Below are 14,865 nucleotides of genomic sequence, written 5' to 3'. Positions count from 1 at the left end.
GTAGGCCCAAGCCATGGTGCGAGGCAGCCAAGGGAGGTCAGCCATGTCCGAGTATCCGCATCTTCTCAGCCCGCTCGATCTGGGGCATGTGACGCTAAAGAACCGCGTGCTGATGGGGTCGATGCACACGGGGCTGGAGGAAACCCGCGACTGGAACCGGGTGGCGGAGTTTTATGCAGCGCGCGCGCGGGGCGGTGTCGGTCTGATGGTCACGGGCGGCATGGCGCCCAATCGCGAGGGGGGCGTGTTCCCCGGTGCGGCGGGGCTCTTTACGCCCGAGGATATCGCCAATCACCGGATCGTCACGGACCGGGTGCATGAGGCAGGTGGTCTCATCGCGATGCAGATCCTGCATGCCGGGCGCTATGCCTATGGCAAGGAATGCGTGAGCGCCTCGGCCATCAAGTCGCCGATTTCACCCTTTACGCCCAAGGCATTGGATGAGGACGGGATCGAGAAACAGATCGCTGATATCGTCACCGCCGCAACCCGTGCGCGCGAGGCAGGCTATGACGGGGTCGAGATCATGGGGTCTGAGGGGTATTTCCTCAACCAGTTTCTTGTGACCCATACCAACAAGCGCGAGGATCGCTGGGGTGGCTCTTATGAGAACCGTATGCGCCTGCCGATCGAGGTGGTGCGCCGGGCGCGGTCGGCGGTGGGGTCTGACTTTATCATCATCTACCGGCTCAGCATGATTGATCTGGTGCCGGGTGGCAGCACCCATGACGAGGTGGTGCAACTGGCGCAAGAAATCGAGGGTGCGGGTGCCTCGATCCTCAACACCGGCATCGGCTGGCATGAGGCACGGATCCCCACGATTGCGACGAGCGTGCCGCGTGCGGGTTTTGCCTGGGTCACGAAAAAGCTGATGGGCAAGGTGGGGATTCCCGTCATCACCTCGAACCGGATCAACACGCCCGAAGTGGGCGAGGGGGTGCTGGCGGAGGGCGCTGCCGATATGGTCAGCATGGCGCGGCCGTTTCTGGCGGATGCGGAATTCGTCAACAAGGCGGTGGCGGGACGCAGCGCCACGATTGCGCCTTGCATCGCGTGCAATCAGGCGTGCCTCGATCACACATTCTCGGGCAAGCTGACATCCTGTCTGGTCAATCCGCGCGCCTGCCATGAGACGGAATTGGTGATTGCGCCTGCGACGGTGTCCAAGCGGATTGCGGTGGTTGGTGCGGGGCCTGCGGGCCTTTCGGCGGCGATTACGGCGGCGGAGCGGGGGCATCAAGTGACGCTCTTTGATCGCGCGGCGGAACTGGGTGGTCAGTTGAACATGGCCAAGGTCATCCCTGGTAAGGAAGAGTTTCGCGGGTTGGTGGACTGGTTCGGCACCATGGTTGCCGAATCGGGCGTCGATCTGCGGCTGGGGCAGGAGGTGCGTCCCGAGGATTTGGACGGGTTTGACGCCGTGATCATCGCCACCGGCGTTGTCCCGCGCGATCCGGGTATCCCGGGGCAGGATGCGTCGAATGTGGTGAATTACATCGACGTGTTGCGGGGGGGCGCAGAGGTGGGTCGCCGTGTGGCGGTTGTGGGCGCGGGCGGCATTGGATTCGACGTGTCCGAATACCTTGTGCATGAGGGGATTAGCCCGACCGAGGATATCGCGCTCTGGCGCGCCGAATGGGGCGTGGGCGATCCGGCAGAGGTGCGCGGAGGTCTGTCGCCGCAGGGGCCGCAGCCAGAGCCGCCCGCGCGCAAGGTCACGCTCTTGCAGCGCAAGGCAGAAGCCCCCGGCAAGCGTTTGGGCAAAACAACAGGCTGGATTCACCGTGCCGCGCTCAAGATGAAAGGCGTCGAGATGATCGGCGGCGTCAATTACGAGCGCATTGACGCGGCGGGGTTGCATGTGAGTTTTGGCGAGGCGCGTGAACGCCCGACGCTGATCGAGGCGGATACCGTCGTGCTCTGCTCGGGTCAGTTGAGCGAGCGCAGCCTGGCCGACGCTCTGGAGGCGCGGGGCGTTACGTCGCATGTGATCGGCGGCGCGGATCTGGCCGCCGAACTTGATGCGAAACGCGCGATTGATCAGGGCACGCGGCTGGCTGCCGCGCTCTGACGCGGCTTATTCGACGGTGATCGTGATCACCTCGGATACCACCGGCGGATCGTGGGGCACATGGTTCAGGTCGCCCATGACCAGTTGTAACGTATGGGTGCCCGGTGCCAGATCCAGCGTCACCTGTGTCTGGCCGCCGCCGAAATGGCGGTGGTTGTCATCGGCGGGCAGACCCACGTTCAGCTCCTCGGTACCGTCCGGCCCTTCACCCAAAGGCGGGCGGTTGACCAGCACGTGATGATGCCCGGTCGCCTCTTTTTCGGTGCCGGCAGGGGCCACGCCCATGCCTTTGAGGCCAAAGATGACGGTGACCGGTGCCGTGACGGTGGCGCCATCCTCGAGATTGACGAAATAGACCTCGGCCCCTTCGGGTGCGGGGGTATCCCCGGCGAAGAGGGGGCTCGTGAGGCTCAGAAAGGCGGCGGCAGTGAGTGTAATGATGCGCGTCATGGTAGCTCCTCCGATGGATATGGTAACATAAGTGGTGCGCTGACGTATCTCGTCAACAATCACAGCTTGGTGTTTCCATGTTTCCAGCTGGCGAACGATGACGACGAAATCCAGATATTGTCTGGCAAGCGCCCCAGTTGTGCCCGATTTTCCCGTCACAAAGATCTTCAAGACGCAACTCAGAGGTACGAGTATGGATCGCCTGACCGAGATGGAAGCCTTTGCCACCGTGGTGGATCAGGGTGGATTTACTGACGCAGCCCGCAAGATGGGCATTTCCAAATCCGCCGTGTCCAAGCACGTGTCGTCGCTGGAGGCCCGTTTGGGGGCAAGGTTGCTCAACCGGACCACGCGGCGGGTGAGCCCGACCGAGATTGGGCTTGCCTATTATGATCGGGCATTGCGGGTTCTGAATGACGCGGGCGAGGCGGATGCGCTGGTGAGTTCGATGCAGTCGGACCCGTCGGGCCTGTTGCGGATTTCCGTAGCCACAGATTTCGGGGTCAATCATCTGAGCCCGGTGTTGGGAACATTCCTGGATGAATTCCCAGACATCACTGTAAATATGGTGCTCAACAATCGCTATGTCGAGCTGATCTCCGAAGGGTTTGACATGGCGGTGCGCATTGGCGAGTTGGAGGACAGCACGCTGCGCGCCCGCAAGTTGACAGAGACCACCAAGCGGATGATCGCCAGCCCGAATTACTTTGAAAAATACGGGCGGCCGCAGAAGATTGACGATCTCAACGAACACAAGCTCTTGCATTATTCGAGTCAGGCAGGTGGCGCGGTGTGGAAACTGACCGCGCCCTCGGGGGAAAAGCGGCAAGTGCGCACGGCGGGGGGGCTCAGCGTCAACGATGGTCAATCCCTCCTGAATGCTGCGATTTCGGGGCTTGGTATCGCTTATCTACCCTCGTTTCTCTATTCGCGTGCCATGGCCGATGGGCTGATTGAAGATGCCATGCCTGATTTGCCGCTGGAATTGCAGGGCATTTATGCGGTCTATCCGCCGGGTCGGTTCACCCAACCCAAGGTGCGGGCCTTTATTGATTTTCTGGTCCATCAATTCGCGGACAAGGGTCCGGTGGACTGGTAACGACGTCCTCCTCGCACTCTTTGGCGGGTACTTCCCCGGCTGCGGTTTGATCCCCGCGCCGGGGTTTTTCTTGGGCTCTGAGAGCTTGCACAGCGGCTGTGCGGGCAGTCACGGTTGCCAAATGCCGTGTCGCGCACCAGTTTGTGCGCGGAACGATTATAACCCTTGAGAGGATTTCAGATGGCAAACCCGAAGCTCTTGTTGATTTCAGGATCGCTGCGCAAAGGATCGTATAACCGCATGCTTTTGGCCGAGGCGGCAGAGGCCTTTGGCCCGGCGGATGTGAGCGAGGGCGATCTGGCGCTGCCGCTTTATGATGGCGATCTGGAAGAAGCGGAGGGCGTGCCAGATGCAGTGAAGCACCTCGTCCAGCAGATCAAGGATGCGGATGCCGTGGTGATCGGTGCGCCGGAATACAACAAAGGTATCACTGGCGTGCTCAAGAATGGTCTGGACTGGATCAGCCGGGTGCCGGGTGCGGCCTTTAAGGATAAACCCGTCGTGGTGGTGTCCGCCTCTGCGGGGCGCACCGGGGGCGAGACCGCGCAGTTCATGACGCTGTCTTGCCTTACCCAGTTGCAAGCGCGGCTCTTGCCCGGCACGGCTGTGTTGATTGCCGGGGCGATGAACGCGTTTGACGATCAAGGTAAGCTCAAGGATGAGATGTCACGCAAGCTCTTGACCGAGCGGATGGCGGTCTTGCGTGCAGAGGTGGCGTAAATGAAACGGGCCGCCCGTCATGGGCGGCCCGATCTGTCAGGCGGGGGCGATCAGACGTCGAGCCAGACCTGCTCGTAATGCATTTCGCGGAATTGATGCGCTTGCACGCCCTTGACCTTGTCGGTGTGGTGCAGCGCCTGATTGCGCCAGAACGGCTGGATCACCGCACCGCTGTCTTGCAACATCGCTTGCAGCTTGGCGGAATATTCGCGGCGCTTGTCTGCGTCAAAAATGCCGAGCGCCTCGTCAAGCAGGGCATCGAACTCTGGGTTGGCGTGCCCGGATTCGTTCCACGCTTCGCCTGATTTATAGGCCAGTGCCAGCACCTGCACACCCAAGGGGCGCGGCCCCCAGTTGGTGGTCGAGAACGGATACTTGGTCCAGTCGTTCCAGAAGCTCGAGCCGGGGATCACGGTCCGCTTGACGTTGAAGCCGGCCTGACGCAGTTGCGCGCCGATGGCATCGGTGGTCGTGGTGCGCCAATCGCCATCAATCGAGATGATGTCGATCTCTGTATCGCCATGGCCCGCAGCGCGTGCCATTTCGATGGCCTTGGCCGGGTCTGCCGCGATAGCGGGCAGTTCGGCATATTCCGGGTGGAACGGGGCAACGTGGTGGTTTTCCGCAGGCACACCCTCGCCATTGATCGAGATCGCCAAGAGCACGGCATTGTCGCAGGCCAATTGAATGGCGTTACGCAAGTCTTTGCTGTCATAGGGCGCGGTATCGGCGCGCATGCGGGCGACGATGGTGTTGGCCGTGGGTTTGGACTGTTTGGTCAGGCCAAGTGCGTCGTAGGATTCGATGAAATCGGCCGTGGATTCGTCGTTGATGTCGATTTCGTCGCCGTCAAACGCAGCAACGATCGAGGCGTTGTCCTCGCCAAAGTCGATAAAGCGGATGCCGTCGAGATAGACATCGCCGCCCCACCATTTGCCATTCTCGCGGCGCTTGTATTCCGCAGCAACACCGATCTCGATCGAAACAAGCTCAAACGGGCCGGTGCCGATGGGGGCTTTGGCCAGATCGCCATCTTCTCCAAAGCTCGAATGCACACAGAGCGCGGGATAGTCCGACATGCCCGCGATGATGGTGATATCAGGGCGCGGCAGGTTGAGGCGAACGGTGAAATCATCGACGCGCTCGATGGCGCCATCAATGGCCTTGTTGGTCTCGGGGTCGATCAGAGTGCCCATGCGCGAGGCCATGGAATTGCCCTCGACCGCCTTGTCGCACCAGCGGTTGAGATTGTAGATGATGTCATCTGCGGTAAAGGCGTCGCCGTTGTTCCAGACCGCATTCTGGCGCACTTTGAGCGTGTAGGTCTTGGCGTCGTCGCTGACCTCCCACGCTTCGAGCAGCATCGGCTGAAAGGTGAAATCCGAGGCCCAGCGGACCATCGGCTCGCAGAATTGACGGGCCAGGTTGCCCGGCTCGGACCACGCATATTTGCGCGGGTCGGTGATGTCCATTACCCGGCTGGCCACGCGCAACACGCCGCCTGTCTTGCCCTCTTGAGCATAGGCGGGGGCGGGTGCCGCAAGGCCAAGGAGGCCGTAGGCTGCGGCAGAGGATGCGCCGAAGGTCGAAGCAAGCGCCACGAATTCGCGGCGGCTCATCTTGCCGGCGCGGGTGTCCTCGGCCATCTTGCGGACGACCGGGCGCACGTTGTCGTGCGAGGTGTCATTGGTCATTATCTTCTCCCTGTTGAGTTTGTTGTCGGTGTGCTGTCGTTTTTGGACAGTCTTGCCGGTAGTGTTAGCAGGGTCCGTGCCCTGCGCCAGTGTTTTTTGAACGTGCCGCTGTCATTCGGTTTATACCGCTCCGCCAGCCCATCCCGAGCAAGAGACTATCGCGATTCGATCCCATGGATCGCCTGTTTGCGACAAATGCCCGCCAAAATGGCTTGAGGCGCGGACAAGCCGAGGCTAGATGAACGACAAAGGAGCCTTGCGCATGAGCCTCAACACATTTGGTCATCTGTTTCGTTTCACCACTTGGGGCGAAAGTCACGGCCCTGCCTTGGGTGCTACGGTCGATGGTTGCCCGCCGGGCGTGGCGCTGGATGAGGCGATGTTGCAGCTCTGGCTGGACAAGCGCCGTCCGGGCCAGAACAAGAACATGACGCAGCGCAACGAGCCCGATGCGGTGCGCATCCTCTCAGGCGTCTACGAGGGCCAGAGCACGGGCACGCCGATCCAGTTGATGATCGAGAACACCGATCAACGCTCGCGCGATTATGGCGAGATTGCCAAGACGTTCCGCCCCGGCCATGCCGATATCACCTATCACCTCAAGTATGGTCTGCGTGATCCGCGCGGTGGCGGGCGGTCTTCGGCGCGGGAAACGGCGGCGCGGGTGGCAGCGGGCGGTGTGGCGCGGGCCGCGCTTGCGGCCTTGGTGCCGGAGATCGAGATCAAGGGCTACATGGTCGCCATGGGCGAGATGGAATTGGACCGCGCGCGGTTCGATTGGGACGCGATTGACGGCAATGATTTCTGGCTGCCCGATGCGGCGGCGGCGCCTGCGTGGGAAGACTATCTGCAAGCGTTGCGCAAGAAGCACGATTCGGTCGGCGCGGTGATCGAAGTCGTCGCGCGCGGCGTGCCTGCGGGGCTTGGCGCGCCGATCTATGGTAAGCTGGATACGGATCTGGCCGCCGCGATGATGTCAATCAATGCCGTCAAAGGCGTCGAGATTGGCGAAGGCATGTCGGCGGCGCGCCTCACCGGCAGCGCCAATGCCGATGAGATTTTCATGGGCGAGAATGGCCCGCATTTCGCTTCGAACCATGCGGGGGGTATTCTTGGTGGGATTTCGACAGGCCAGGAGATCGTTGTGCGGTTTGCGGTCAAGCCTACATCATCAATCCTGACCCCGCGCCAGTCGATCACCGTGGATGGAAACCCCATCGAGGTCGTGACCAAGGGGCGGCATGATCCCTGCGTCGGTATTCGCGCGGTGCCGGTGGGCGAGGCGATGATGGCCTGCGTGATACTCGATCACCTGCTTTTGCATCGTGGGCAGGTAGGGGATGGGCCGCGGGGGCGCATCGGCTGACCTCGCTTTTCTGATAGGGACGGGCTGCTACCTACGCCAGAGGTCATGGTGGCAAGTGGCGGATTCTGGGGGTGGGATGCTCCCTCGTTGATTTCAGGCATACTTCGATATATAGCGAAGTGTTGGCGCTGGACAGAGGGTCGGTTTTCCGCAGAAATGAGCATACCGGAAATCAATTGGAAATCACCATGACCGACCTTGCCTTGTACTTGCCCGGCATCTTGGCTGCCTACGCCATTCTTTTGGTCGCAGCGTCTTCGCCGGGGCCATCCGTGGCCATGTTGATTGGGATTGCCACCGAACATGGGCGCCGGCCAGCGCTGATGGCGACGTTGGGGGTTGCCGTCGGAAGCACAACAATCAACATTCTAACCATGTTGGGGGTCGGCCTTATCCTGTCACAGGCTGCCTGGGCGATGAGCGCTCTGCGCGTCATTGGGGCCACCTATCTTCTCTATCTTGCATGGGGGGCGTTTCAAAAGGCGTTGAACCCACCCGCTCTGCGCCCTCTGAACGCCGAACGTCGTTCACCGCTGCGGCATTTCATGGCTGGTTACTTGTTGCAGATTACCAATCCCAAGGCGATTGCATTCTGGATCGCGATTGCCTCTATCGGGTCAGTTGAGGGTGCCGGGGCCGGAGTGGTGACGCTCTTCTTCGCCGGAGCGTTTGCAATTTCCTTCGGATGCCACGGGGCTTGGGCCGTGGCATTGTCGGCAGCGCCTGTCCGCACAGCCTATGCCGCCGGCCGGCGCTGGATAGAAGCAACTCTGGGCTTGTTCTTTTGCTTTGCCGCTTTCAAACTTGCGATGTCCGAGACCTAAGGGCGTTGCCGGTGAATGGATCAAATCCGCCCTTGCCGTGACAGTTGCACCGCCAGAATCCCGCCCATGATCACCAGCACGCCGATCAGGTCGCCCAACCGCAGCGCCTCATTGAGCAGCATCGCGGCGATGGCCACGCCAAAGAACGGGTTGAGGAAATGGAAGGTGGCGGCGCGGGTGGCGCCGATCCGCTCGACCAAGAGAAACCAGACCAGCGTGGCGGCGAGGCCGGGGATCAGCGTGGTGTAGAGGAAGGCCACCACAAGCTGCGTGCTCCAGTCGATTACGAGGGGTTCAGTGGCAAGGCCGATGGAGCCGGTCAGGACCGCGCCCACCATCATCTGCAAGCCTACAACCATCAGGAAATTGCCCCCCGATGCCGCGCCGCGCACCGCCAGCGTGGCAAAGGCCAGTGCAAACACCGCAATCACACAGAGACCCACGCCATAGAGGTCCATGCCCCCCTGAAGCCGCGCGCCCATGATGATCACCACGCCGCCAAGCCCGGCAAAGAGCCCCATGATTCCAACCTTTCCAAGCCGCTCCTTCAAAAAGATCCAGCTGAAAAAGCCCACGATGAGCGGCATGGTGGAGGCGATGATCGCGGCCAAGGAGGCCTCGATCGTCTGCATGGCGACAAAATTCAGGCCGAGATAGAGCGCATTCTGACAGATTCCGAAAATGATAGTGGCGCGCCATTGTGCCCGCGTGAGACGCCACGTTTGCCCCAGTAACAGGGCGATGGCTATGCCGATCAGGCCCGAGATCAGGAACCGAAGGCCAAGCGCTGTGAGCGGCGGAGCGGCAGAGACAATGATCCGCGCCGAGGTGAAAGCCGAGGACCACATGAGCGCAAAGCCCAGCCCCATGAGGATTGCCCGGATGTCCATGTCTTTGCCTGCCCTGATTTCTGCGCGCGTTTGGCGCGACCATTCAGGAATTACCGGTGGGGTTCAAGGGGGCATGCGGAGAGATCAGCGGATTGGATCAAAGAGCGCATCCCGCAGCGCGCAATCGCGCACCACATCGACGCCGCAGGGCACGGGGGTCAAATCCCGCGAGAGGCAGAGGCGCGCCTCCTGGATGCGTCCTGCGCGACAGGTGATCGTCAGCATGTCAGGCTCAAGGCCCGGATTGGCCTTGAGAAACGCCTCTTCGACCACTTTGGCGGGCAGTTTCACCGGTTTTGAGAGCTTGCGAAACACCTCTGGCCGCGAGAGCCGACGATAAGCCTCGCGCGATAGGGCGAAGTAGTCAGCGGCGGGCAGCCCCGAGCAAGAGCCGTGTTTTTTCCACTGATACCAAGCGAGTCCCGCATTTCCCATTACATCCTCCATTGCGCGGGTCATCGTGCGGGTGGGTGGGGCATGTGGGCTCTGGCAATGCTCTGGCCAACCCCGATGATATTGCGGCCAGAGGCCGTGCAATACCCAGCCGGTATCGGCCGCGTCCGCGCATTGAGCGGCGCCGCGTGCGTCGCCTTCGAGCGCGCACCAAGTGGGCGACCAGCTCAGGCTGAGGACGTAATAGTCGAAAACGCCTGAGCTGTTTGATTGCGCGGCGGCAGAGGCAGGGAGAAGACACAAGTAGAGAAACAGAGGCAAAAGGGCGCGCATTCTTTGGTCTTTCATTTTATTTGCAGGGCAAGTATAAGGCCGCCAAGTTCCCCTACAATGGAAACCCGTTCCGGCCCGCCGGAACCGCCCTTTCAGGCGACGGGGAAGTTTTGGGTAAAGGAGACCTGAGAGATGTCTATGCCGATCATGGCCAAGGCCACAGCCGTCTGGCTGGTGGACAACACGACGATCAGTTTCAAGCAGATTGCCGATTTTTGTGGCATGCACGAATTGGAAGTGCAGGGGATTGCCGATGGCGATGTGGCCACCGGCGTCAAGGGGTTTGATCCAATTGCGAATAACCAGCTGACGCAAGAAGAGATTGACCGCGCGCAGTCCAATCCGTTGCACAAGCTCAAGCTGAAGTTCAACGCCGCTGCTCAGGGGGAAGAGACCCGGCGTGGTCCGCGCTACACGCCGCTCAGCAAGCGTCAAGATCGCCCGGCCTCGATCCTTTGGCTGGTCAAGTTCCATCCAGAATTGGCCGATAGTCAGATTTCGCGCCTTGTGGGCACAACGAAACCGACCATTCAGGCGATTCGCGAGCGCACCCATTGGAATATCGGCAATATCCAACCCATCGACCCGGTGGCGCTTGGCCTGTGCAAGCAATCCGAACTGGATGCTGCCGTGCAAAAAGCCGCCGCCAAAAAGGCCAAGGAAGGTGCAGCGCTGACCGATGATGAACGTCGCAAATTGCTGAGCACCGAGCAGAGCCTTGGTGGCGATGCCGAGCCGCGTATCCCCACAGCCCTCGAAGGGTTGGAGAGCTTTACTCTGGGGCAGGACTACCACCCGGAAGAACGTGAAAAGAAATACGACGCTGAGAGCTTCTTTAATCTTCCAGCCTCGGATGATGATGACGACGAGGATGAGGATGAGGATACCGGCTCACGCCGCCGGTAATCGTCTCAGACGCGCCCTGTTCGAAAAGGCCCAGGATGTACTCTTGGGCCTTTTTCATGTCGTGTTACGGGTTGGGATGCGCCTGCACTGCCGTCGAGACCTGCTTGGCAAAGTTTCAGGCCGAAACGACCCAAGTGTAGGCGAGGCCGAGCACATATCCGGCGGTTTGCGTCAACAGCTCCATGACAGAGGCGCGAAATTCCGGCAACACGAGGGCCGCGAGAAAGCCGATATGTAGGACCGCAATGGCGTTGAGCGAGGTGCGAAATGGTTCTTTTCGCGTCTTGTGACGGAATATGCCCTGACCTGTCTTGGCCCCGAGTGAGCCTCCGATCAGACTGAGCGTCAAGAGCGTGCTTTCAGGCACGCGCCAACGCCGCTCGATGGCGCAGCGTTTGTCCCACCAGAACAGCCCCAAGGTCAGCAAATTCAGCGCCGCGAGGTAGATAAGAGCGAGGGTAAGCGGGGCCATGAGAAGAACTGTGTATCCATTGAACGTAGAGCTGGAAAAAAAGGACGCGTGTCACAGACGCTTGCGTGCCGAGAGGGCCGCGCTGATTGTGCCGTCGTCCAGATAGTCTAACTCGCCGCCAATGGGAACACCCTGCGCAAGCGACGTGAGCGTAACTTTGCCATCCAGTTGATCGGCGATGTAATGCGCGGTGGTTTGACCATCGACAGTGGCGTTGAGCGCAAGAATAACCTCGGTGATCGCCTCTGACTCGACACGCGCAACCAGGTCAGGAATGCGCAATACCTCGGGTCCGACCTGATCCAGCGCCGAGAGTGTGCCGCCCAGCACGTGATACCGCCCCTTGAAAGCCTGGCCGCGTTCCATCGCCCAGAGATCGGCCACATCTTCGACGACGCAGATTTGGCCATTGGCACGTTTTGCACTGGCGCAGATGTCGCAGATCTCGGTGGTGCCGATATTTCCGCAGGTGGCACATTCGCGGGCCGTATCCGCTACGATCTGCATCAGCCGCGCGAGAGGAGAGAGCAGCAGCGCGCGTTTGCGGATCATATGCAGCACTGCCCGCCGGGCCGAGCGCGGACCGAGTCCAGGCAGGCGGGCCATCATGTCAATGAGAGCGTCGATTTCGCGGGTGCTGCTCAATCTCGGGGTCCGATCAGGGAACATGCGTTGGTGCTGATTTCGTGCGTATTTTCAGCAAGATGGACGGTGTGGCCTAGAACGGCAGCTTCATGTCCTTGGGCAGGCCCATGCCTTCGGTGATCTTGCCCATTTCCTCTTGGGCGCGGGCCGATGCCTTGGCTTGCGCATCCTTGATCGCGGCAAGGATCAGATCCTCGACAACCTCTTTGTCATCGGAGTTGAAGATCGACGGGTCGATGTCGAGCGCCTTGAGCTCGCCCTTGGCCGTGCAGGTCGCCTTGACCAGACCTGCGCCGGATTCGCCCGTCACCATGATCGTGTGCATTTCGTCTTGCAGCGCGGCCATCTTCTTTTGCATTTCCTGCGCGGCCTTCATCATCTTGGCCATATCGCCCATTTGGCCCAAACCCTTGAACATGCTGTGATCTCCTTTGGTTCTGGCCCATTGATCTAGAGCCATCGAATGGATTTTCCGCCTTTAAGCATATCTGTTGTCAAAAGGCGACTGGCAAGAGGCGGTGCTTTCAGTCCTCTTCAAACGGATCCCATTCATCCTCAACCTCAGGCAGCGCCTCGGCTTCGGCATGGTTTGCGATGTCCTGCACGGTCTTGACGCGGGCGATTTTGGCCTTGGGGAAGGCGGCAAAGACGGCTTGCACAAGTGGGTGCTGTTGGGCTTCGGCCTCAAGTGCATCCTCAGCGGCATTGCGCGCCTCGAGGATTGTGGGGGCGGTGGCGGAATTGACAACGGTTACCGCCCAGCGATTACCGGTCCAGCGTTGCAGAGCGCTGCCCAGCCGTTGAGCAAGATCGCCGGGCGCGTCCGGCGTGGGCGTGAATTCGATCCGACCGGGGCGGTAATTGGCGAGGCGCAAATTCCCCTCGACTTCGAGTAAGAGTTTCACGTCGCGGTTGGTGCGAATGAGCTCCAGCATATGCTCAAACGTCGGATAGCGGGCAAGCGCCTGTTCCGGGTCTTGCGCCAGCATCGGGGATGCACTGCCTTGGGCGACGGGACCGGAGGGGCCGGAATGGGTCTGAGTGTAAGTCACGCTTTGCGCAGCTGTGGTCTGGTTTGGCGAAGGTTGCGTGCGCATGCCTCCGCCACCCGGACCGGTTGGTGGCGCGTCTTGCAGACGCCGCACCAGATCCTCGGGCGTGGGCAGGTCGGCCACATGCGTGAGGCGGATCACCGCCATTTCGGCGGCCATCATCGCATTGGGTGATTGCGCCACTTCATCCAGCGCCTTGAGCAGCATTTGCCACATGCGGGTGAGCACGCGCATCGGCAAGGCCGTGGCCATTTCCAGCCCTCGCGCGCGCTCGTCTGGGCCGATGGTGGGATCATCGGCCGCGTCAGGCGTGATTTTTACAACAGAAATCCAATGGGTTATCTCGGCCAGATCGCGCAGCACGGCGAGGGGATCAGCGCCTTCGGCATATTGCGCGCTGAGTTCCGAGAGCGCGCCTGCTGCATCGCCCCGCAGGATCATGTCAAAAAGATCGAGCACGCGGCCACGGTCCGCCAGCCCTAACATTGCCCGGACCTGATCCGCCGTCGTCTCGCCTGCGCCATGCGAAATCGCCTGATCCAGCAGCGAGGTTGCATCCCGCGCTGAGCCTTCCGCCGCGCGGGTGATGAGCGCGAGCGCGTCGTCTGAAATCTGTGCGCTCTCTTTGTCTGCGATGCGGCGCAGGAGGGCGATCATCACCTCAGGCTCGATGCGGCGCAGATCGAAGCGTTGGCAGCGCGACAGTACCGTCACCGGCACCTTGCGGATCTCGGTTGTGGCGAAGATGAATTTCACATGCGCGGGCGGCTCTTCCAGCGTCTTGAGCAATGCGTTGAACGCATTGACCGAGAGCATATGCACCTCGTCGATGATATAGATCTTGTAACGTGCTGATGCTGCGCGATAATTCACGCTTTCGATGATTTCGCGGATATCGCCTACGCCGGTGCGCGAGGCGGCGTCCATCTCCATCACATCTACGTGGCGACCCTCCATAATGGCGCGGCAATGTTCACAGACGCCACAGGGCTCGGTCGTGGGGGTGCCCATTCCGTCAGGCCCGATGCAGTTCATGCCCTTGGCAATAATGCGTGCGGTTGTGGTTTTTCCGGTGCCGCGAATGCCGGTCATGATAAAGGCTTGCGCGATGCGGTCGGCCTGAAAGGCGTTCTTGAGGGTGCGGACCATGGCGTCCTGACCCACCAAATCGGCAAAGGTCTCGGGCCGATATTTGCGGGCGAGAACCTGATAGCCGGGGGTGGGGGTGTCGGACATGAAAGAGCCTTTGCGGGATTCGGATGATTACACAACGTAAGGCGGGGGAGGGAGGGCGTCCACCTTGCTTTTTTGATAGGATATGCCAAAGCTGAGGGAAGGATGAGGGAGGACATGACGTGGATTGTCGAGGTGAGAGCGTCGAGCGCCTGATGGTCCCGCCAGTTTGAATGGCGCGCAAGGTATTGAAATAATGAGTGATTTTATCATATACGCCCTGCGGGTCGGGGGGGGGACATTGGCCCTTTCGCCCCTTCCGGGGGCGAGTGGAGACTATCCGGGCGATCTGGCGCATATCTGCGACTGGAAGCCCGCGCTGGTGATTTCCTTGACCACCGAGGCCGAGATGGTGGCCGTTGGGGCCGGGGGGCTAGCCGCAGATGTTCAGGAGTCTGGGACGCGCTGGATCTCTTATCCAATTCCCGATTTCGGGACCCCAAGCTATGACCAAATTGAAGCATGGAATAAGGCCAGTGAGGCCGTCAGGGGGGCGCTTTCGGGGGGGGGGAGGGTGTTGGTTCATTGCCGGGGCGGCTGTGGTCGGTCGGGTATGGTGGCGTTGCGGTTGATGATCGAGAGCGGGGAGGGGGCGGATAAGGCACTGGAGCGGTTGAGAAATATTCGGCCCTGCGCGATTGAGACTGATGCACAACTCAATTGGGCGCGGCGGGGACGGGCGTGATTTGAGTCTGTAAGATCCGTAAGGTTTGTAAG

At 60.7% G+C, this 14,865-nt stretch carries 15 protein-coding genes; 7 read left to right on the top strand and 8 right to left on the bottom strand.

Going from position 1 to position 14,865, the window contains the following annotated elements; all coding sequences use genetic code 11:
- Nucleotides 1–43 precede the first annotated feature (43 nt).
- On the top strand, nt 44–2,071 hold the full coding sequence (locus VR71_RS12665; RefSeq protein ID WP_045684475.1) for an NADPH-dependent 2,4-dienoyl-CoA reductase: 2,028 nt from the start codon (nt 44–46) through the stop codon (nt 2,069–2,071).
- A 6-nt stretch (nt 2,072–2,077) separates the two neighbouring features.
- Here the strand turns inward: VR71_RS12665 and VR71_RS12660 are convergent, their stop codons facing one another.
- Nucleotides 2,078–2,521 (bottom strand): DUF4399 domain-containing protein, encoded by a 444-nt coding sequence (locus VR71_RS12660; RefSeq protein ID WP_040650464.1) that lies wholly within the window; start codon nt 2,519–2,521, stop codon nt 2,078–2,080.
- A 193-nt stretch (nt 2,522–2,714) separates the two neighbouring features.
- Here VR71_RS12660 and VR71_RS12655 point away from each other — a divergent pair, with 193 nt between their 5' ends.
- Both VR71_RS12655 and VR71_RS12650 read left to right on the top strand, forming a co-directional pair.
- Complete coding sequence (locus tag VR71_RS12655; protein WP_009817347.1) at nt 2,715–3,620, top strand: LysR family transcriptional regulator; 906 nt, start codon at nt 2,715–2,717, stop codon at nt 3,618–3,620.
- A 180-nt stretch (nt 3,621–3,800) separates the two neighbouring features.
- A complete protein-coding gene (locus VR71_RS12650; RefSeq protein ID WP_009817348.1) occupies nt 3,801–4,340 on the top strand; it encodes an NADPH-dependent FMN reductase in 540 nt (179 codons plus the stop codon).
- A 50-nt stretch (nt 4,341–4,390) separates the two neighbouring features.
- Here VR71_RS12650 and VR71_RS12645 read toward each other — a convergent pair whose 3' ends face one another.
- Nucleotides 4,391–6,034, bottom strand: a complete 1,644-nt coding sequence (locus tag VR71_RS12645; RefSeq protein WP_009817349.1) for an ABC transporter substrate-binding protein — start codon at nt 6,032–6,034, stop codon at nt 4,391–4,393.
- Between the two features lie 262 nt (nt 6,035–6,296).
- Here VR71_RS12645 and aroC point away from each other — a divergent pair, with 262 nt between their 5' ends.
- Nucleotides 6,297–7,400, top strand: coding sequence for a chorismate synthase (aroC, locus tag VR71_RS12640; RefSeq protein ID WP_045684531.1), 1,104 nt, complete (start codon nt 6,297–6,299; stop codon nt 7,398–7,400).
- Nucleotides 7,401–7,588: 188 nt separating this feature from the next.
- Nucleotides 7,589–8,224 (top strand): LysE family translocator, encoded by a 636-nt coding sequence (locus VR71_RS12635; RefSeq protein ID WP_045684473.1) that lies wholly within the window; start codon nt 7,589–7,591, stop codon nt 8,222–8,224.
- Nucleotides 8,225–8,244: 20 nt separating this feature from the next.
- On the opposite strand, the gene VR71_RS12630 is transcribed toward VR71_RS12635, so the two are convergent.
- Nucleotides 8,245–9,114: a DMT family transporter gene (locus VR71_RS12630; protein ID WP_045684471.1), complete on the bottom strand. Its 870-nt coding sequence runs from the start codon at nt 9,112–9,114 to the stop codon at nt 8,245–8,247.
- A gap of 84 nt (nt 9,115–9,198) precedes the next feature.
- On the bottom strand, nt 9,199–9,855 hold the full coding sequence (locus VR71_RS12625) for a ribonuclease T2 (RefSeq protein WP_045684469.1): 657 nt from the start codon (nt 9,853–9,855) through the stop codon (nt 9,199–9,201).
- Between the two features lie 117 nt (nt 9,856–9,972).
- Between VR71_RS12625 and VR71_RS12620 the strand changes: the two genes are divergently transcribed.
- A complete protein-coding gene (locus VR71_RS12620) occupies nt 9,973–10,746 on the top strand; it encodes a DUF1013 domain-containing protein (RefSeq protein ID WP_045684467.1) in 774 nt (257 codons plus the stop codon).
- Between the two features lie 115 nt (nt 10,747–10,861).
- Here VR71_RS12620 and VR71_RS12615 read toward each other — a convergent pair whose 3' ends face one another.
- From VR71_RS12615 to VR71_RS12600, 4 genes are all read right to left on the bottom strand, one after another.
- Complete coding sequence (locus tag VR71_RS12615) at nt 10,862–11,218, bottom strand: DUF1294 domain-containing protein (RefSeq protein WP_045684464.1); 357 nt, start codon at nt 11,216–11,218, stop codon at nt 10,862–10,864.
- A 51-nt stretch (nt 11,219–11,269) separates the two neighbouring features.
- Nucleotides 11,270–11,863: a recombination mediator RecR gene (recR, locus tag VR71_RS12610; RefSeq protein ID WP_045684529.1), complete on the bottom strand. Its 594-nt coding sequence runs from the start codon at nt 11,861–11,863 to the stop codon at nt 11,270–11,272.
- Nucleotides 11,864–11,936: 73 nt separating this feature from the next.
- Nucleotides 11,937–12,281 carry a YbaB/EbfC family nucleoid-associated protein gene (locus VR71_RS12605; protein ID WP_040651261.1) on the bottom strand — a complete coding sequence of 115 codons (345 nt, stop codon included), beginning with the start codon at nt 12,279–12,281 and terminating at the stop codon, nt 11,937–11,939.
- Between the two features lie 106 nt (nt 12,282–12,387).
- On the bottom strand, nt 12,388–14,151 hold the full coding sequence (locus VR71_RS12600; RefSeq protein ID WP_045684457.1) for a DNA polymerase III subunit gamma/tau: 1,764 nt from the start codon (nt 14,149–14,151) through the stop codon (nt 12,388–12,390).
- A gap of 193 nt (nt 14,152–14,344) precedes the next feature.
- On the opposite strand from VR71_RS12600, the gene VR71_RS12595 reads away from it, so the two are divergent.
- Complete coding sequence (locus tag VR71_RS12595) at nt 14,345–14,833, top strand: dual specificity protein phosphatase family protein (protein WP_009817358.1); 489 nt, start codon at nt 14,345–14,347, stop codon at nt 14,831–14,833.
- The last annotated feature ends 32 nt before the right edge of the window (nt 14,834–14,865 follow it).

Origin of the sequence: Roseovarius sp. BRH_c41, assembly GCF_000961715.1 — a bacterium.
Classification (GTDB): domain Bacteria; phylum Pseudomonadota; class Alphaproteobacteria; order Rhodobacterales; family Rhodobacteraceae; genus Roseovarius.
The sequence above is the reverse complement of the archived record's forward strand: the minus strand, read 5'-3'. Positions and strand labels throughout refer to the sequence as shown.

Excerpts from the sequence above, each read along its gene's own strand:
- VR71_RS12620 (WP_045684467.1), top strand. The coding sequence starts at position 9,973 with ATGTCTATGCCGATCATGGCCAAGGCCACAGCCGTCTGGCTGGTGGAC.
- VR71_RS12645 (WP_009817349.1), bottom strand. The coding sequence starts at position 6,034 with ATGACCAATGACACCTCGCACGACAACGTGCGCCCGGTCGTCCGCAAG.
- VR71_RS12650 (WP_009817348.1), top strand. The coding sequence starts at position 3,801 with ATGGCAAACCCGAAGCTCTTGTTGATTTCAGGATCGCTGCGCAAAGGA.
- VR71_RS12600 (WP_045684457.1), bottom strand. The coding sequence starts at position 14,151 with ATGTCCGACACCCCCACCCCCGGCTATCAGGTTCTCGCCCGCAAATAT.
- VR71_RS12665 (WP_045684475.1), top strand. The coding sequence starts at position 44 with ATGTCCGAGTATCCGCATCTTCTCAGCCCGCTCGATCTGGGGCATGTG.
- VR71_RS12630 (WP_045684471.1), bottom strand. The coding sequence starts at position 9,114 with ATGGACATCCGGGCAATCCTCATGGGGCTGGGCTTTGCGCTCATGTGG.
- VR71_RS12605 (WP_040651261.1), bottom strand. The coding sequence starts at position 12,281 with ATGTTCAAGGGTTTGGGCCAAATGGGCGATATGGCCAAGATGATGAAG.
- VR71_RS12615 (WP_045684464.1), bottom strand. The coding sequence starts at position 11,218 with ATGGCCCCGCTTACCCTCGCTCTTATCTACCTCGCGGCGCTGAATTTG.
- VR71_RS12655 (WP_009817347.1), top strand. The coding sequence starts at position 2,715 with ATGGATCGCCTGACCGAGATGGAAGCCTTTGCCACCGTGGTGGATCAG.
- aroC (WP_045684531.1), top strand. The coding sequence starts at position 6,297 with ATGAGCCTCAACACATTTGGTCATCTGTTTCGTTTCACCACTTGGGGC.
- VR71_RS12625 (WP_045684469.1), bottom strand. The coding sequence starts at position 9,855 with ATGAAAGACCAAAGAATGCGCGCCCTTTTGCCTCTGTTTCTCTACTTG.
- VR71_RS12595 (WP_009817358.1), top strand. The coding sequence starts at position 14,345 with ATGAGTGATTTTATCATATACGCCCTGCGGGTCGGGGGGGGGACATTG.
- VR71_RS12635 (WP_045684473.1), top strand. The coding sequence starts at position 7,589 with ATGACCGACCTTGCCTTGTACTTGCCCGGCATCTTGGCTGCCTACGCC.
- VR71_RS12660 (WP_040650464.1), bottom strand. The coding sequence starts at position 2,521 with ATGACGCGCATCATTACACTCACTGCCGCCGCCTTTCTGAGCCTCACG.